This is a genomic window from Amycolatopsis sp. cg5 (assembly GCF_041346955.1).
In the GTDB taxonomy this organism is placed as follows: domain Bacteria; phylum Actinomycetota; class Actinomycetes; order Mycobacteriales; family Pseudonocardiaceae; genus Amycolatopsis.
Genome location: NZ_CP166849.1, coordinates 841,209 through 857,275, shown reverse-complemented (window position 1 = coordinate 857,275; position 16,067 = coordinate 841,209). Strand labels below are relative to the sequence as shown.

Annotated in this window: 17 protein-coding genes; 8 read left to right on the top strand and 9 right to left on the bottom strand. The window is 69.1% G+C overall.

Going from position 1 to position 16,067, the window contains the following annotated elements:
* Positions 1 to 15: 15 nt before the first annotated feature.
* Positions 16 to 1,152 (bottom strand): cytochrome P450, encoded by a 1,137-nt coding sequence (locus AB5J62_RS04355; RefSeq protein WP_370946819.1) that lies wholly within the window; start codon positions 1,150 to 1,152, stop codon positions 16 to 18.
* The gene (locus tag AB5J62_RS04350) at positions 1,139 to 1,849 is read right to left on the bottom strand and encodes a helix-turn-helix domain-containing protein (protein ID WP_370946818.1); all 711 of its coding nucleotides are present in this window, start codon (positions 1,847 to 1,849) and stop codon (positions 1,139 to 1,141) included. The genes AB5J62_RS04355 and AB5J62_RS04350 overlap by 14 nt, the downstream gene beginning before the upstream one ends.
* Positions 1,850 to 2,036: 187 nt before the next feature.
* On the opposite strand from AB5J62_RS04350, the gene AB5J62_RS04345 reads away from it, so the two are divergent.
* The gene (locus AB5J62_RS04345; RefSeq protein WP_370946284.1) at positions 2,037 to 3,641 is read left to right on the top strand and encodes a transposase; all 1,605 of its coding nucleotides are present in this window, start codon (positions 2,037 to 2,039) and stop codon (positions 3,639 to 3,641) included.
* A 523-nt stretch (positions 3,642 to 4,164) separates the two neighbouring features.
* Here the strand turns inward: AB5J62_RS04345 and AB5J62_RS04340 are convergent.
* Both AB5J62_RS04340 and AB5J62_RS04335 read right to left on the bottom strand, forming a co-directional pair.
* Positions 4,165 to 5,298 carry an IS701 family transposase gene (locus tag AB5J62_RS04340; protein WP_370946817.1) on the bottom strand — a complete coding sequence of 378 codons (1,134 nt, stop codon included), beginning with the start codon at positions 5,296 to 5,298 and terminating at the stop codon, positions 4,165 to 4,167.
* 90 nt (positions 5,299 to 5,388) lie between these two features.
* On the bottom strand, positions 5,389 to 6,585 hold the full coding sequence (locus AB5J62_RS04335) for an acyl-CoA dehydrogenase family protein (RefSeq protein ID WP_370946816.1): 1,197 nt from the start codon (positions 6,583 to 6,585) through the stop codon (positions 5,389 to 5,391).
* Positions 6,586 to 6,724: 139 nt separating this feature from the next.
* Between AB5J62_RS04335 and AB5J62_RS04330 the strand changes: the two genes are divergently transcribed.
* Both AB5J62_RS04330 and AB5J62_RS04325 read left to right on the top strand, forming a co-directional pair.
* Positions 6,725 to 7,111, top strand: a complete 387-nt coding sequence (locus tag AB5J62_RS04330) for a DUF4190 domain-containing protein (RefSeq protein WP_370946815.1) — start codon at positions 6,725 to 6,727, stop codon at positions 7,109 to 7,111.
* 14 nt (positions 7,112 to 7,125) lie between these two features.
* Positions 7,126 to 7,692, top strand: a complete 567-nt coding sequence (locus tag AB5J62_RS04325) for a DUF4190 domain-containing protein (protein WP_370946814.1) — start codon at positions 7,126 to 7,128, stop codon at positions 7,690 to 7,692.
* On the opposite strand, the gene AB5J62_RS04320 is transcribed toward AB5J62_RS04325, so the two are convergent.
* Positions 7,693 to 8,505, bottom strand: coding sequence for a slipin family protein (locus tag AB5J62_RS04320; protein ID WP_370946813.1), 813 nt, complete (start codon positions 8,503 to 8,505; stop codon positions 7,693 to 7,695).
* Positions 8,506 to 8,653: 148 nt separating this feature from the next.
* On the opposite strand from AB5J62_RS04320, the gene AB5J62_RS04315 reads away from it, so the two are divergent.
* From AB5J62_RS04315 to AB5J62_RS04295, 5 genes are read left to right on the top strand one after another with little or no spacing between them, the layout of a single operon-like run.
* Positions 8,654 to 9,055, top strand: coding sequence for a hypothetical protein (locus AB5J62_RS04315; protein ID WP_370946812.1), 402 nt, complete (start codon positions 8,654 to 8,656; stop codon positions 9,053 to 9,055).
* Between the two features lie 12 nt (positions 9,056 to 9,067).
* Positions 9,068 to 9,472: a hypothetical protein gene (locus AB5J62_RS04310; protein WP_370946811.1), complete on the top strand. Its 405-nt coding sequence runs from the start codon at positions 9,068 to 9,070 to the stop codon at positions 9,470 to 9,472.
* A gap of 57 nt (positions 9,473 to 9,529) precedes the next feature.
* Complete coding sequence (locus AB5J62_RS04305) at positions 9,530 to 10,828, top strand: magnesium transporter MgtE N-terminal domain-containing protein (protein WP_370946810.1); 1,299 nt, start codon at positions 9,530 to 9,532, stop codon at positions 10,826 to 10,828.
* Positions 10,821 to 11,342 carry a DUF1003 domain-containing protein gene (locus AB5J62_RS04300; RefSeq protein ID WP_370946809.1) on the top strand — a complete coding sequence of 174 codons (522 nt, stop codon included), beginning with the start codon at positions 10,821 to 10,823 and terminating at the stop codon, positions 11,340 to 11,342. The genes AB5J62_RS04305 and AB5J62_RS04300 overlap by 8 nt, the downstream gene beginning before the upstream one ends.
* Positions 11,343 to 11,351: 9 nt before the next feature.
* Positions 11,352 to 12,497, top strand: a complete 1,146-nt coding sequence (locus AB5J62_RS04295; RefSeq protein ID WP_370946808.1) for an Mrp/NBP35 family ATP-binding protein — start codon at positions 11,352 to 11,354, stop codon at positions 12,495 to 12,497.
* Between the two features lie 157 nt (positions 12,498 to 12,654).
* Here the strand turns inward: AB5J62_RS04295 and tatB are convergent, their stop codons facing one another.
* The 4 genes from tatB to sigE all read right to left on the bottom strand — a co-directional run bounded on the left by tatB (position 12,655) and on the right by sigE (position 16,009).
* Positions 12,655 to 13,080 carry a Sec-independent protein translocase protein TatB gene (gene tatB / locus AB5J62_RS04290; RefSeq protein ID WP_370946807.1) on the bottom strand — a complete coding sequence of 142 codons (426 nt, stop codon included), beginning with the start codon at positions 13,078 to 13,080 and terminating at the stop codon, positions 12,655 to 12,657.
* 54 nt (positions 13,081 to 13,134) lie between these two features.
* Positions 13,135 to 14,634 (bottom strand): S1C family serine protease, encoded by a 1,500-nt coding sequence (locus AB5J62_RS04285; RefSeq protein ID WP_370946806.1) that lies wholly within the window; start codon positions 14,632 to 14,634, stop codon positions 13,135 to 13,137.
* Positions 14,635 to 14,732: 98 nt separating this feature from the next.
* Positions 14,733 to 15,389 carry an anti-sigma factor gene (locus tag AB5J62_RS04280; RefSeq protein WP_370946805.1) on the bottom strand — a complete coding sequence of 219 codons (657 nt, stop codon included), beginning with the start codon at positions 15,387 to 15,389 and terminating at the stop codon, positions 14,733 to 14,735.
* Positions 15,386 to 16,009 (bottom strand): RNA polymerase sigma factor SigE, encoded by a 624-nt coding sequence (gene sigE / locus AB5J62_RS04275; protein ID WP_370946804.1) that lies wholly within the window; start codon positions 16,007 to 16,009, stop codon positions 15,386 to 15,388. Before sigE ends, AB5J62_RS04280 begins: the two co-directional genes overlap by 4 nt.
* Between the last annotated feature and the right edge of the window lie 58 nt (positions 16,010 to 16,067).

The following is a 16,067-nucleotide window of genomic DNA, read 5'->3' as shown; positions in this document are numbered from 1 at the left end:
GGTGCGAACCAGGCATCAGCCGTCCCAGTCCAAGCGGAGTGCGGTGACGTCGACGCCGACCGGAGTCGTCCGGATTCCGACGGATTCGGGAGGCAGCAGCCAGCGGCCCGGCAGCCGCTCGACCAGCACGGAAAGCGCGATCTCGGCCTGCCATCTGGCCAAGTGCGCGCCGAGGCAGAAGTGGATCCCGTGCCCGAACGACAAGTGCGCGCCCGCCGCCCTCCGGTGGTCGAAGCGGTGCGGATCGGCGAAGACCGCCGGATCGCGGTTGGCGGAGACGATCATCGCGACGACCCGTTCGCCCGGCCCGATCGCGTGCCCGCCGATCGTGGTCGCGGTGGTCGTGAACCGGTCGGTGCCGCCTGACGGCGGCAGGAACCTGAGCACCTCCTCGACGACCCCCTCGACCGGCGCGGCCCGCAGCCACGGGTACCGGTCCAAGCACAGCAAAGCGTTCACCAGCAAGGTTTTCGTGGTCTCGTGGCCGTTGATGAGCAGCAGCGCGCAGAAGTCGACCAGCTCGTCGTCGGTGAGCCCGCCGGCGGTGACCAAGGTGCTGAGCACGTCGTCACGCGGCGCTGTCCGGCGGACTTCGAACAGCTCGCGAAAATAGGCGGTTAGTTCGTCATATGCCTTCTCGAATTCGGCACGGCGCGAAGGGTCGCGCGCGAACGAACCGGCGAACGAGGTGACCGCCTCCGCCCACCGCACGAAGTCCGCCTGCCGTCCGGGATCGACGCCCAGCAGCCCGGCGATGGTGCTGATCGGCAGTGGGTAGGCGAACCCGTCGATGAAGTCGAGGCCGTCCGGCCCGGCGGCGTCGAGCAGCCGCCGGGCGGTCGCGGCGATACGGGGTTTCAGCGCCGCGATCGCTTTCGGCGTGAACGCGCGGCTGACGAGTTTGCGCTGCCGGTGATGCTCGGGCGGATCGAGCGCGAGCATGGTGCGCAGCAACGGGTTGTCCGCGTGCGGCACGGCCTCGGCGCTGTGGCGGAGTTCGTCGGAGGAGAACGTGGCGTGCTCGGTGAGCACCCGGTCGACGTCGGCGTGGCCGTGCACGAACCAGGCGCCGTGCTCGAAGCGGACCGGCTCGCGCAGCCCGTCGGCGGCGGTCCGTTCGTGGAACTCGAAGATCACTTCAGTGCTGGTCATCCGCCGATCGTGACGACGGCGGCGCGGCCGTGGCTTGGAAAAATCGGCCAGGCGGGCAGCCAGCCGCACGGCGGAATTCGGCGAGCAGATGCGGCTGGTCGTAGAACCCGTGCCGCGCGGCGATGTCCGCCCAGTGCGGCGGCTTGCCTCGCTCCAGTGCCGCGCGGGCGGCGTCGACCGCCCGATGCAGCCGGGTCACCCGGAGATAGGCCTTGGGTCCCAGTCCGACCGCTTGGCCGAACCGCCGCCGCAGCTGCCGTTCCGAAAGGCACGCGAGGTCCGCTTGCTCGGCGACGGTGAGTTCGGGCCGTTCGGCCATCGCGCGCACGACCTGGCGCATGAGCGCGTCGGGCTCGCGCTTGGCTTCGAGGTGCCCGGCCTCCAGCGCGCGTGCGTCGCGAGTGCCCAGCAGATCCGCGATCGGCGCGCCGCCGAGCGGGATCTCGTCGGCCGCCACGCCGAACCAGGCCAGGCAAGCGCCCGGCCGGAGCCGGAAGCCGACCAGTTTTCCGCCCTGGGGTAGGTGACCTTGCCTCGCGACCTGCTCGGCGCCCGCCAGCCACAGACCACGTCCGGGCATGACCAGCAGGTCGACCGCGGGTTCCGGTAGCGAGGGCGGCAACGGGCCCACGCCGTCACGCACCCAGCGCGCGACCACGTGCGCCCGCAGGCCAGGCGACGGCGTGAACCCGATCATGCGCCCCAGTGAACCACTGGTCAGGCCCGGTCGTGCGCGTTGCGGGCGGTTCTATTGGGCGGAAGGGCAACGGTGGCGTGCCGTGGCTGTGTGGGAAATGCGTCGTTGAGAGCCTGTTGCTTTTTGAACTGGCTCGACATGGCTTGATGATCTTGTTGCACGTGTGGCAACTTGGGATAATTGTTGTGTGGCAAGGGATTATCGGCCGGTTGATCGTGAGCAGGAGTTTCTGTTGCCGCCGTCGATGGCGGACTGGTTGCCGGATGATCATCTGGTGTGGTTCGTGATCGCGGTGGTGGGGCGGCTGGACACGTCGGCGTTTCACGCGACGGCGAAGCGTGGTGGGGTCGGGCGGCGTGGGTATGACCCGGAGATGCTGCTGACGTTGTTCGTGTATGCGATGGCGCATGGGGTGTCCTCGTCGCGGCGGATCGAGCGGTTGTGCCTGACCGATGTGGCGTTCCGGATCATCTGCGCGCAGGACATCCCGGATCACACGGTGCTGGCCCGGTTCCGCCAGCGTCACGAGGCGGCGCTGACGGATCTGCTGACCGAGTCGCTGGTGCTGGCCGCCGAACTGGGGATGGTGTCGCTGGGGGTGGTCGCGTTCGACGGCACCAAGATCGCCGCCAACGCGAGTAAGGACGCCAACCGCACCGAGGCTCACCTGCGGAAACTGGCCGAGAAGTTCGTTGAGGAGACCGCGCAGACCGACGCGGCCGACGACGCCCGCTTCGGCGCCGACCGGCGCGGCGACGAACCACCACCGGACCTGCGTGACCGCACCCGTCGCGGTGAACGGATCACGGCCGCGCTGGAGCAGATCCAGTCCCGTCGCGACGCGGCCGAGCAGGCCGGCGAGGGGCGGGCTGAGATCGCGCGGGCCTATGACGCCGCGGTCGCCGCCGGCCTCACCCGTGGCGGGGCCCCGCCGCGAGGCGCGGACCGGGTCGCGGTGGCCCGAGCACGCCTGGACCGGGAGCGAGCCACAGCGGTGTCCCGCTGGGAGGCCTGGCACGCCCAGATGCGATCCGGCGGCGGGCGCCGCCCGTCGGGGAAAGCAGCGGTGCCGCCGGAGGATCACAGCAGGGTCCGGCGGGCCCGCGCCGCCTATGAGGCCGCGCTCTCCCGCGCTGAACAGGCCGCCGCCACCGCGAAATCCCAGACGCAGACCGACAAGTTCGTGGCGAACACGACCGACCCGCAATCACGGCTGCTCAAGACCCGCAACGGCTGGGTCCAGGGCTACAACTGCCAGACCGCGGTCAGCGACGACGAATTCCTCGTGTCCGCCCGCGCCACCCAGGACACCAACGACCTCGACCAGTTCGTGCCCACCGCCGATGATGTCCTCGCCACCGCCGGGAAGCTGGCCCGGCGCACCGGCCGCGGTGACCTCACCGTCGGCGTGATGATCGGCGACGCCGGCTACGACTCGACCGCCAACCTTGAGACCGCGGGCCCGGACCGTCTCATCGCCGATGCCAAAGGCCGCACCGTGAACACTCGAGCCGCCACCGACCCGGCCACCGGCGACCCACCCAAGAACGCCACCGCGCGGGAGAAGATGAACCACCGGCTACGCACCGCAGAAGGCGTGACCCTCTACCGACGACGCGGCGCGATGATCGAAGCACCCAACGCCTGGCTCAAAGACCGCCGCGGGCTCACCCGCTTCGCCCGCCGAGGACTCACCGCCGCCCAAGCCGAACTCTCCCTCGCCGCCGCAGTCACCAACCTGCTCAAACTCTGGACCAAGGGCATCACCACCGCCCAGATCCGCACCACCTGAACCCCACCCCGGCCCGGCCCGGTGGCCAAGCCAGAGACCGGACGATGCCGAAGACACCACAACAGCAAAAAGCAACAGGCTCTTGAACGCCTCATTTCCCACACGGTCAACCCGCTTGTCCAGTGACCGAGGGGCACCAGGTATGAGGGGAGCCTTCATCCACGGTCGGCGTGAGTGAGGGCCTCCCTCACCCGAGCCGAGTGGATGAGGGCCTCCCCCACCCGCATATACGGTCCAACTAGGCCCCCACCCCACGAATCCGAGCGGAGTAGGCCCGCACCCACGCCCGACCACGACCCTGCCGCGGACGAGACAGCCCGAAGGGGTCGTGAGTGTTTAGACCGGTTAGTACTGCAACGGCATTTAGGTGAGTGGGTGGCCGCGTCGTTTGTAGTGGCTGAGGCGGGCTTGGTGTTGTCGTCGGCGGCGGAACCGGGACCAGGCCCAGATGTAGTCGGTGGCGTCGGCGACACGCAGGACCAGCTTGGTGAGCAGGCGACGGATCTCCGGTAGCTGAATCCGATCATGCCTGGCTCGTCGACACCGATTCCCCTTTTATGGCAAGGGATCTGGCGACGGCGAGCCAGGCGTGGGCGAGCATGGACAGGGTGATGTGGGCGTACCACGCTCGCCAGGACCGGACTTGGTAGTGGTCGAGCCCTGCTTCGTTCTTGGCTTGCTGGAAGCATTCCTCGATCCGCCAGCGGGACCCGGCGATCCACGCCAAGTCCAGCAGTGTCGAGCGGCGTGGTCCGTAGCAGACGTAGTAGGCGATCTCGGTCGGATCGGAGATCGAGCGGCGGGCGAGCAGCCAGTGCCCGCGACCGGCCTGCCAGCCGGTGCGGATCGGGGTCCTGGCCCAGTCGAATTCGCGGGGTCCGTGCGCGCCGGCGCCGACCGAGAGCCGCCGCCACGCCTTGGCCGGCAGGTCCGCGACCAGCTCACCGGTCCGGGCCTTCTCGCCGTCGACGGTGGTCACGGTGTCGCTGATCTTCAGGGCCAGCACGTGGGCGGCGTCGCGGGCTTCGAGCCAGTCCCGCAGGTACTGGGCCTGCCCATAGGCCTCATCGGCGGTGACCCACGCGAACGGCACACCCGCGGCGAACGCCCGCTCGAGCATCGCCATCGCCTGCCGCGGCTTCGTCTCGAACTCGACCTCATCGGCAATCCCGGCCTTCCGGCAGCGGCCGCGATCAGCCAGCCACGACTCAGGCAGATACAACTCCCGATCGATCAGCACATGACCACGCGCGGACGCATACGCCAGGAACGTCCCGATCTGACAGTTCTCGATCCGCCCCGCGGTCCCCGAGTACTGACGCTGCACCCCCGCCGAACGGATGCCCTTCTTCAGAAACCCGGTCTCATCCACGATCAGCACACCACCGCGGTCACCGAGGTGCTCGACCACGTAGTCCCGCAGGTCGTCCCGCACACCGTCGACGTCCCAGTCCGCCCGCCGCAGCAACCGCTGCATCCCATCCGGGCACACCTCACCGGCCTGCTCGGCCAGCGTCCACCCGTTCTTGCGCTCCAACCCCGCGACCAGCCCGGACATGTAATCCCGGGCCCTGCCACGCGGCTCCGACCGCGCGAACCGGCCCGAAATCAGCTCATGCACACGATCCAACTCAGCCATCGCCACATCAACCACCACAACGATGATCTACCACACCACCACCAAGTGCCGTTGCAGTATTAGAACCGGCCGTACCACTCACGACCCCGGCCTGCCGCGGGCGAGCCATTAGCCCCGCGACTTGTATTCGCGGAGCAGGCCGCGGGAGATGATCGTCTTCTGGATCTCGGAAGTGCCTTCGCCGATGAGCAGGAACGGGGCCTCGCGCATGAGGCGCTCGATCTCGTATTCCTTCGAGTAGCCGTAGCCGCCGTGGATGCGGAACGCGTCCTGGGTGACCTCGGCGCAGTACTCGCTGGCGATCAGCTTCGCCATGCCCGCTTCGACGTCGTTGCGCTCGCCGGAGTCCTTGAGGCGCGCGGCGTTGACCATCATCAGGTGCGCGGCCTCGACCTTGGTGGCCATCTCGGCGAGCTTGAACGCGACGGCCTGGTGTTCGGCGATCGCCTTGCCGAAGGTCTTGCGCTGCTGGGCGTACTCGACGGCGAGCTCGAACGCGCGGATCGCGATGCCGCAGGCGCGGGCGGCGACGTTGACCCGGCCGACCTCGACACCGTCCATCATGTACGAGAAGCCCTTGCCGGGCGCTTCGCCGAGCACTTTGTCGGCGCCGATGCGGAAGCCGTCGAACACCGCTTCGGTGGTGTCGACGCCCTTGTAGCCCATCTTGTCGATCTTGCCGGGGATCGTGAGCCCCGGCGCCACTTCGCCGAAGCCGGCAGGCTTTTCGACCAGGAACGTGGTCAGGTTCTGGTGGGGCTTCTCGGCGCCCTCGTCGGTCTTCACCAGCAGCGCGATCAGGTTGGAGCTGCCGCCGTTGGTGAGCCACATCTTCGCGCCGTCGATGACGTAGTCGTCGCCGTCGCGTTTGGCGCGGGTCTTGATCGCGGCCACGTCGGAGCCGAGGTCGGGCTCGGACATGGAGAACGAGCCGCGCACCTCGCCGGTCGCCATCCGGGGCAGGAAGTGCTCCTTCTGCGCCTGGGTGCCGTGCCGGGTGATCATGTGCGCGACGATGAAGTGCGTGTTGATCACGCCGGACACGCTCATCCAGCCGCGCGCGATCTCCTCGACGACGAGCGCGTAGGTCAGCAGCGACTCACCGAGCCCGCCGAACTCCTCGGGGATGGTGAGCCCGAACAGGCCCATCTCCTTCATGCCCTCGACGATGTCGGCCGGGTAGGTGTCGGCGTGCTCGAGTTCCTGCGCGTGCGGGATGACCTCCTTGTCCACGAACGCGCGGACCGTCGCGAGGATCTCGGACTGGATGTCCGTCAGGCCGGCTGTCTGGGCGAGGCGAGCCATCACTGCTCCCTTTCGAACGGTCGGAACGCCGTGCCCGGCGCTGGGTTACCGGTGAGTATGACCCCAATCCCCCAGTCCTGCTATGAGCACGCTCACGCCGGTCTACGGTGTGAGGACATCAGCACGAGGGGAACAGAACGTGACCTACCCGCAGGATCCCTACGGCCAGCAGCAGCCGCCCTATGGCCAGCAGCCGTCGGGGCCGTACCAGCAGCAGCCCTACGGGTATCCGCAGCCCGGCTACCCGTACGGGCCCGGGTTCAACCCGGCCAGCCAGGACACCGGCATGGCCGTCGGCGCGCTGGTCTGCTCGATCGTCGGGCTTTTCCTGTGCGGTGGGACGTTGTCGATCGTGGGGGTCGTACTCGGGCACATCGCGCGCGCCAAGGCGAAGCGGGGCGAAGCGGGTGGCGAGGGCATGGCGCTGGCGGCGCTGATCATCGGCTACCTGGCGATCGGGTTGATCGTCCTCGGTATCGGTGTGTTCCTGGTGTTCGGCTTCGCCACGGACTGGCGTTTCAGGTAGAGGGGATCTCCAACATGACCGAACCGTCCAGCCCGGCATCGGATCCGACGCCGTCTTCTTCACCCGATCCGGTGGCCGACGCCACCGCGGCGCCAACGCCTTCGCCGGACCCGACGGCCGAACCGGCTCCCGAGCCCACGCCCGCCCCGGAGCCGGTGTTCCCTTCGTCGGCCGGATTCGCCTCGCCGGAGCCGGAGCCGAATCCTTACGGCGCCCCGCCCTCGCCCGAGCCGTTCGTCTCACCCGGCCCCGAGTCGTTCGGGACGCAACCGCCGCCTTACGGCCAGGGCTACCAGTACGGCTACGCGCCGGCGGGTGGTCCGTACGTGCCGCCGCCCAGCAGCGGGCTGGCGATCGGCGCGCTGGTCAGCTCGATCGGCGGGCTGCTCACCTGCGGCCTCGCGTCGATCGCGGGCGTGATCATGGGCCACATCGCGTACAGCCAGGCCAAGCGCGGCCAAGCGGGCGGCGAGGGCATGGCGCTGTCCGCGATCATCGTCGGCTACGTGATGCTCGCGCTGTGGGCCGGAGTGCTGGCGGCGGCGATCGTGTCCTACACGACCGGGTGGAGTTACCGGTAGCTAGCCGTCAGCGGCCTTGAGCTGGCCGTTGACGGGGTTTTCAGGTGGCTTCTCGGCCGGTCTCGGTGTCGAGGCTTCTAGAAACCTGAGCAGTTCCACCGGGAACGGCAGCACGAGCGTCGAGTTCTTCTCGGCGGCGACCTCGACGACGGTCTCCAGCAGGCGCAGTTGCAGCGCGGCGGGCGTGTCGGCCATCTGGGCGGCCGCCTGCGCGAGTTTGTGCGAGGCCTGGAGTTCGCCGTCGGCTGAGATGACGCGCGCGCGGCGTTCGCGTTCGGCTTCGGCCTGGCGTGACATCGAGCGCTTCATCGACTCCGGCAGCGCGACGTCCTTGATCTCGACGCGGTCGATGTGGATGCCCCAGTCGAGCGCGGGGCTGTCGATCATGAGCTCCAGGCCCTCGTTGAGCCGTTCCCGGTTGGACAGCAGGTCGTCGAGGTCGCTCTTGCCGATGATCGAGCGCAGCGAGGTCTGCGCGACCTGCGCCACGGCCGCGCGGTAGTCCTGCACGTTGACCGCGGCGACCACCGGGTCGATCACCTTGAAGTAGACGACCGCGTCGACCCGGACGGTGACGTTGTCGCGGGTGATGCCGTCCTGCGCGGGCACCGGCATCGTGACGATCTGCATGTTGACCTTCTGCAGCCGGTCGGCGAACGGGAGCAGGAAGGTCAGTCCCGCGTCGCGCACGGCGGGCCTGACCCTGCCGAACCGGTACACGATGCCGCGCTCGTACTGCCTGACCACCCTGGCGCTCGCGGAAAGCCACACACCGCCCGCGACCACCGCCGCACTGAGGATCTCGATCACCATGGCAACTCCTGGTGTGCACGCATCCCTTGCCTTCGATGCTACGCCGGGTCGGGTCACCGTTTAAGTCCCAGTTGAAATTGCTTGTCGGCACGCGGGGCACTGGTTACCTTTCCGACCAAGGTCACATTTTCGGGAAACTGGGGTTCTCGTGCGCAAAACAATCGCTGCTTTACTGCTCGCGGCCGCCGCCCTGACCGGTTCCGTCACGCCGGCGTCGGCGACCACCGATACCGTGTCGGCGGGCTGCAAAACCGCCAAGGACAGCCAAGAGAACGACGGAATCATCGTCACGGTCTGGTTCACGACGTTCAATGGTGAATGTTATGCCGACCGGCTGAACACCGGTCAGACCAATCAGGGCCGCTACGGCCATTTCAATCTTTTCGGGCCGGACGGTTTCAACCGGAACAGCGGCACGCAGCAATGGGGAACCGGAAACGGCTACAACGAATATCCCCGGTTCAAGACCTGGCCTGGCGACCTGTGGTGTTCCAGGTTCTACGACGGCAACAACAATCCGGTGACCAGGCCCGTCTGCGTCACCGTCTGAGCTGGAGGTCTCATGCGCAAGGTGCTCATCGGCGTGCTTTTGGCGTGCGCCGCAGCGGTTTCCGTGGCAGGCCCGGCCACGGCGGCGCCCGACACTGTCCAATCGGGTAACTGCAAGAACGACGAAAAGACGCAGGACGGCGACGGCATCACCGTCCGCGTCTGGTTCAAGTCGTGGAACACGGTGTGCAAGGTCGACCGGGTCGCCGTCTACCAGAATTCCGCGCCGCGGTACGGGCATTTCCATGTCTTCGGCCCCGACGACTTCAGCCAGAACAGCCCGGTGCGTTCCTGGGCGCGGTCGGAGGAATTCAACACCTACCCGTGGTTCACGACCTGGGGCGGCGACCTCTGGTGCGGCCGGTTCTACGACGGCAACAACAACCCGATGACCAGGGCGATCTGCGTCACCGTCTGAGTCGTCGCCTGGGACGCCGGGCGGCCCGGCGTCCCAGGCGGCTATAAGCTCAGCCGCATGGGCTCCGTGAACAGGGTTTTTGTCGCACAGCTGGCAGGTTTGCCGGTTTTCGGCCCTGATGGGGAGTCGATCGGCAAGGTCAGGGACGTGGTCGCGGGGCTGCGGCTGGACCACCAGGCGCCCCGGGTGCTCGGGATCGTGGTCGAGCTGTCCACCCGCCGCCGGGTCTTCGTGCCGATGCTGCGGGTCACCTCGATCGAGCCCATCGCGGTCACCCTGGCGACCGGTTCGGTCAACATGCGCCGGTTCCACCGCCGTCCCAACGAAGTGCTCGTCGTCGGCCAGCTTTTCGACGCGCACGCCGGGCTCGCCGGCTCCGACACCCGGATCACCGTGGTCGACGCGGCCATGGAGCCGACGCGCACCCGCGACTGGGTGCTCGCGAAGCTCGCCATCCGCGAGCGCGCGCGGGGCCTCGGTCTCAGCAAGCGGCGCGGGTCGCTGCAGGTCATGCCGTGGTCCGAGGTGACGGGGCTCGGCCTGACCGATCTCGCCGGGCAGCCACAGGGCGCCGGGCAGCTGCTGGTGCTCTTCGACACCATGCGCGCGGTCGACGTGGCCGCGACGTTGCGCGACCTTCCGTTGAAGCGCCGGCACGAGGTCGCCGACGCGATGGACGACGAGCGGCTCGCGGACGTCATCGAGGAGCTGCCCGAGGACGACCAGAAGGACCTGCTCTCCTACCTGCCGGAGGAGCGCGCCGCGGACATCCTCGAGGCGATGAACCCCGACGACGCGGCCGACCTGCTCGCCGAGCTCACCCCCGCCGACCAGACCAGGCTGCTGGAGCTGATGGAGCCGGACGAGTCGGCGCCGGTCAAGCGGCTGCTGGCGTATTCGGCCGACACCGCGGGTGGCCTGATGACGCCGGAGCCGGTGATCCTCACCCCCGACGCGACGGTCGCCGAGGCGCTCGCGCGCATCCGCAACCCCGAGCTGCCGCCCGCGCTGGCGAGCATGGTGCTCGTCTGCCGCCCGCCGACCGAGACGCCGACCGGCCGGTACGTCGGGTGCGTGCATTTCCAGCGCCTGCTGCGCGAACCGCCGGCCGAACTGGTCGCGGGCATCACCGACACGGACCTGTCCGCGCTGCGCCCCGAAGCGCCGCTGGCCGAGGTCACGCGGTACTTCGCCGCGTACAACCTCGCGTGCGGGCCGGTCGTGGACGCCGAGGATCATCTGCTGGGCGCGGTCACCGTCGACGACGTGCTCGACCACCTGCTGCCGGAGGACTGGCGTGAGACCGGTCTCCACGACATCTCCGGCGTTCACCCCGAGGAGGCCGACCATGCCTGAGCTGCTCTCCCGGCGGCGGCTGGACCAGCCGCGCAACCAGAGCCGCTTCTCGCTGAACATCGACCCCGACACGTTCGGGCGGTTCACCGAGCGGATCGCGCGGTTCCTCGGCACCGGCAAGTACCTGTTCTGGCAGACGCTGATCGTCATCATCTGGATCGTGCTGAACCTCACGGCACTGTCGCTGCAGTGGGACCCGTACCCGTTCATCCTGCTCAACCTGGCCTTTTCCACACAGGCCGCGTACGCCGCGCCGCTGATCCTGCTCGCGCAGAACCGGCAGGACGACCGCGACCGCGTCTCGCTGGAGGAGGACCGCAACCGCGCGGCGCAGACGAAGGCGGACACCGAGTACCTGGCCAGGGAGATCGCCGCGCTGCGCATCGCCGTCGGCGAGGTCGCGACGCGCGACTATCTGCGCGGCGAGCTCGACAAGCTCCGCGAGGACCTCAACCCGAAGCCCAAGAAGCCCAAGCAGAACCGGGCCGAAAGCACGACTCCTACCGGTACGTAGCATGGAGGCGTGACCAGTACGCAGCAGCTTCCCAGCGTCGAAGAAGTCCGCACCGCTCTGAAGGCCGTCCAGGACCCGGAAATCAAGAAACCGATCACCGATCTGGGCATGGTCAAGGACGTCGTGGTCGGTGCGGACGGCGTGGTCACCGTCGGCATCTACCTGACGGTCGCGGGCTGCCCGCTCAAGGCGACGCTGACCAACGACACCAAGGCCGCGGTGGAGAAGCTCCCCGGCGTCACGGCCGTGCACGTCGAGCTGGACGTGATGAGCGACGAGCAGCGCACGGAGCTGCGCAAGTCACTGCGCGGCGACGCGGCGGAGCCGGTCATCCCGTTCGCCCAGCCCGGTTCGCTGACCAGGGTCTACTGCGTCGCGTCGGGCAAGGGTGGCGTCGGCAAGTCCTCGGTGACGGTCAACCTCGCGGTCGCCATGGCCGAGCGCGGCCTGTCGGTCGGCGTGGTCGACGCCGACATCTACGGCCACTCGATCCCCCGCATGCTGGGCGCGAACGAAAAGCCCACCAAGGTCGACACGATGATCATGCCCCCGCAGGCGCATGACGTGAAGGTCATCTCGATCGGCATGTTCACCCCCGGCAACGCCCCGGTCATGTGGCGCGGCCCGATGCTCCACCGCGCACTGCAGCAGTTCCTCGCCGACGTGTTCTGGGGCGACCTCGACATCCTCCTGCTCGACCTCCCGCCGGGCACCGGCGACATCGCCATCTCGGTCGCCCAGCTCATCCCCAACGCCGAGATCCTGGTCGTCACCACCCCCCAGCAGGCCGCCGCCGAGGTCGCCGAGCGCGCGGGCGCCATCGCCATCCAGACCCGCCAGCGCGTCGCGGGCGTCATCGAGAACATGTCCTGGCTCGAAAACCCCGACGGCACCCGCCTGGAGGTCTTCGGCTCGGGCGGCGGCCAGACGGTCGCCGACTCCCTGTCGAAGTCGGTCGGCTCGAAGGTCCCGCTCCTCGGCCAGGTCCCCCTCGACCCGCGCCTGCGCGAGCAGGGCGACGCGGGCACCCCCATCGTCCTGGCCGAGCCCGAGGCCCCCGCTTCGCTCGTGCTGAAGGACGTCGCGACCAAGCTCTCGGTCCGCGCGCGTGGCCTCGCGGGCATGATGCTCAACGTCACCCCTGCAGGCCGCTGACCTCACAAGGGCCACCCTCGAAACGCTGAGGGTGACAAGGGCCGACCTTGTCACCCTCGCGCGAGCGCCTCGACGTTACGAATGGGGCGTTCACAACGCTGAGCGGAACAAACGGGGCTTTTGTTTCGTCCGCGGCCTTCCCGGCCGCGGCGGTCGCTCAGGTGGCGTCGGGGTCGATCGGGGGCTTTTCGCCGGGCTTGAGCGGCTCGGCCTGCGGCTTGGCGGGGGTCGCCGCGTAGCCGTTGGAACCGTTGGTGCCGTTCGAGCCGTTGGTGCCGCCGTTGCCGTTGATGTTGTTGAGGCCGAGCGGGTCGGAGTCACCGTCGAAGAGGTGCTGCGTCACCACCCGCTTGGGGTCGAAGTTGCGCAGGCCGCGCAGGTCTTCGAGTGGCTTGCGGAGTTGCTCGAACTCCGGGCCCATCTCGTCGCGCAGCTGTTCGCGGGCGCCGGTGGCGAACTCGCGGACCTTGCGCATGCTCTTGGCGAGCCAGGCGGCCGCTTCCGGCAGCCGTTCCGGACCGAGAATGAAGAGACCGGCGACGATGAGCACGAGGATCTCGCCCCAGCCAACGCTGTCGAACACCCGTGAACCTCCGCGTCAGGCCAAACCGCTTCAAGCCTACCTGTGTGGTCGGACCTATCCCAAGGTCACATCGACGGTCAAAACCGCCTTGTCACGGACAAGCTGGACAGGAACGACCTCGCCGGGCGCCTTGTCGTCGACGCCTGCCAGGAAATCGAGGGCGACACGGACCGGGTGACCGCCGACCTTGATGATCACGTCACCCTCGCGGATGCCCGCTTTGGCGCCGGGACCGTCCGGCGCGAGGTTCTGCACGCGCGCGCCGGTGCTGGTGATGCCCACGACCGAGGCGACGTTGATGCCGATTTCGGAGTGCTTGATCGGCGTGCCCGCGATGAGGGTCTTGGCGACCTTCACGGCCTTGTCCGACGGGATCGCGAAACCGAGGCCGATGCTGCCGTCGCCCTGCGCGGTCTTGATGGACGAGTTGATGCCGACCAGCGCGCCGGTCGAGTCGACGAGCGCGCCGCCGGAGTTGCCGTGGTTGATGGGGGCGTCCGTCTGGATCGCGTAGTAGGCGCCAGGTGACTGGCCGTCGTCGCCGCCGGCGACCGTCGGCCGGTTCACCGCGCTCACCACGCCAGCGGTGACCGTGTTCTGCAGGCCGAGCGGGGAGCCGATGGCGATCACCGTGTCGCCCGCCGCCAGGTCGCTCGACTTGCCGATCTGCACCACCGTGAGGTCCGGTGTGTCGACCTTGACCACCGCGAGGTCGCCCTTCGAGTCGCCGCCGACGACCCGGCCGATGGCCTGCCTGCCGTCGGTGAAGAACACCGTCACGACCATTTGCTTGTTGGTGACCGCGTCGGCGATCACGTGGTAGTTGGTGAGCAGGTAGCCCTGCGGGTCGATCACCACGCCGGAACCGAGGCTGCCGCTGTCCGCGCCGGGCGCGGTCACCTGGATCGAGACGACCGCGGGCGCGACGCGCTTCGCGATGTCGGCGACCGAGCCCGCCGGGCGTTCCTTGGCCGCCTCCGCCTCGGCGATGTTCGCGGAGCCGGTCAACGACTCGCCCGCGCTGGCGAACCACCAGCCGACGAGTCCGCCGACCGCGCCGACGAGCAGCGCGATGACGCCGAGCAGCGCCAGCGCCTTCGGCTTGACGCGGCGTCCGAAAAGGACCTCGGGCAGGCTGAGCTGCGCGCCGGGCTTGCGCTCGGCCTGCTCTTCCTCGTCTTCGGCGGCCACGGCCGGGCCGCCGAGCACCGCGCCCGCGCCCGGGTCACGCCACGGGTTCGCGGTCTGGGTCCACAGCGGGCCTTCGGCGGGGTCGGTCTTGGCCGAGCCGTTGCCGCCACCGGCCGGACGCTCGAGCAGTACGCCCTCGGCGCCTTCCGGGCGCCGGAACGCCTCGGCCAGCGACTCCGGCGGCGGGCCGAGCGGACGGTGACCGTTGCCCGCGGCGGGAGCGGTGAGCTTGTCGAAAGCGCCTTCGACGCCTTGCGGCCGCCCGAAGGTGGCGGCCAGTGCCGGGTCCACGGCGGGTTTGTGGAGCGGACGCGGCGGGAGCCGGTCTTCGCCATGCTGCTCGTGGTTCGGCTGCTCGGTCATCGTTCCCCGGTGCTGAGATGATCAGGTCGCTCGGCGTGACCTTATCGCCAAGCCTCGATGAGGCGAGTCTGCCTCGGCAACGGTGAAACTGGCGTTGCCTACTTCAGGCCGACCAGCTGCGGGGTCGAGGTGACCGTCGGCGTCGCGGGCACCGGCTTCGGCGGCACCAGCTCGGCGGGCACCAGGTTGACGCCCTGCTGCGGCGGCCGCGCGGTGTTGTTGTTGGCGACCTCGCCGGTGTCGCCCGTGGTCACGACCAGCGCGAGCGCGCTGAGCACGAGCCCGGACACGACGACGCCGGCGCCCTGCGCCGCGCGGCGCTTCGCCACGCCCATCCTGCCGCCGCCGAGCACGTTGGGCGAGTTACCCAGCGGCGCGGAACTTCCCAACGGGGCGGTGCCTCCGAGCACGCCGGAGTCGCGCAGCCCGGCCACCCGGTCGGGTCGCTGGATCGCGACGAGCTGACCGTCCGCGGTGATCGCGAGATTGTCCGGCGTCGCGTCGAGTTCGGTGTTCTGCGGGATCTGCTGCAGGCTGGCCAGGAACCCGGCGGACATCGACGGCGCGCCGGCACGCCGCAGCGCGCGCACCGCCTGCCGCTGCGCGGCCACCTCGGCCGCGCACGACGCGCAGCGCGCGATGTGCGCCGTCGCCCTGTCCTGGGCGCCGAGCGTCAGCTCGCCGTCCACGAGGGCCACTACCGCGTCTGGAAGCAAATGCGACTCGGGGAGGCCCCATCCTCGCGGTTCGCTCATGCGGGGGCCTCCACGGCTTCTCGTTCCGTCGCGCGGCGACGTTCCAGCGAAGCGCGCAGCGCCTGCCGCCCGCGGTGAATCCTGCTTCGCACGGTGCCGAGCTTAACGCCCAGCGTCGCGCCGATCTCCTCGTACGAAAGGCCTTCGACGTCGCACAGCACGACGGCGGCGCGGAACTCCGGCGGCAGCTCGTCGAGCGCGTCCTGCAGGTCGGGGTCGAGGTGGGTGTCCGAGTAGACCTGCTCCGGGCTCGGGTCGTCGCCGACGATCCGGTCGGTGTCCTCGGGCAGCCCCTCCATGCGCACCCGCGAGCGGCGGCGCGCCATGTCGAGGAAGAGGTTGGTGGTGATGCGGTGCAGCCAGCCCTCGAAGGTGCCCGGCTTGTAGGACGCGAGCGAGCGGAACACGCGGATGAAGGTCTCCTGCGTGAGGTCCTCGGCGTCGTGGGTGTTGCCGGTGAGACGGTAGGCCAGTCGGTACACGCGGTCGGCGTGCTCCCGGACGACCTCGTCCCACGAGGGCGGGGTCCATGTGGCCTCACCCGCGTCGACCGGCACTGGCTCGACCTCGGGCTGGCTCTCCAGCTGGCTTGTCGTCATCGGCGGAGTCGGCACCTCCATCAGGCTGTTCTCCCCACTACTTCACCCAACGCGGGCGATCCGCTCGGTGTTCCCGATC

Bases quoted from the DNA above. Each gene is read 5' to 3' on its own strand.
- AB5J62_RS04355 (WP_370946819.1), bottom strand. From the start codon at position 1,152: ATGACCAGCACTGAAGTGATCTTCGAGTTCCACGAACGGACCGCCGCC.
- AB5J62_RS04350 (WP_370946818.1), bottom strand. From the start codon at position 1,849: ATGATCGGGTTCACGCCGTCGCCTGGCCTGCGGGCGCACGTGGTCGCG.
- AB5J62_RS04335 (WP_370946816.1), bottom strand. From the start codon at position 6,585: ATGGCTCGCCTCGCCCAGACAGCCGGCCTGACGGACATCCAGTCCGAG.
- AB5J62_RS04325 (WP_370946814.1), top strand. From the start codon at position 7,126: ATGACCGAACCGTCCAGCCCGGCATCGGATCCGACGCCGTCTTCTTCA.
- AB5J62_RS04320 (WP_370946813.1), bottom strand. From the start codon at position 8,505: ATGGTGATCGAGATCCTCAGTGCGGCGGTGGTCGCGGGCGGTGTGTGG.
- AB5J62_RS04310 (WP_370946811.1), top strand. From the start codon at position 9,068: ATGCGCAAGGTGCTCATCGGCGTGCTTTTGGCGTGCGCCGCAGCGGTT.
- AB5J62_RS04305 (WP_370946810.1), top strand. From the start codon at position 9,530: ATGGGCTCCGTGAACAGGGTTTTTGTCGCACAGCTGGCAGGTTTGCCG.
- AB5J62_RS04300 (WP_370946809.1), top strand. From the start codon at position 10,821: ATGCCTGAGCTGCTCTCCCGGCGGCGGCTGGACCAGCCGCGCAACCAG.
- AB5J62_RS04285 (WP_370946806.1), bottom strand. From the start codon at position 14,634: ATGACCGAGCAGCCGAACCACGAGCAGCATGGCGAAGACCGGCTCCCG.
- AB5J62_RS04280 (WP_370946805.1), bottom strand. From the start codon at position 15,389: ATGAGCGAACCGCGAGGATGGGGCCTCCCCGAGTCGCATTTGCTTCCA.
- sigE (WP_370946804.1), bottom strand. From the start codon at position 16,009: ATGGAGGTGCCGACTCCGCCGATGACGACAAGCCAGCTGGAGAGCCAG.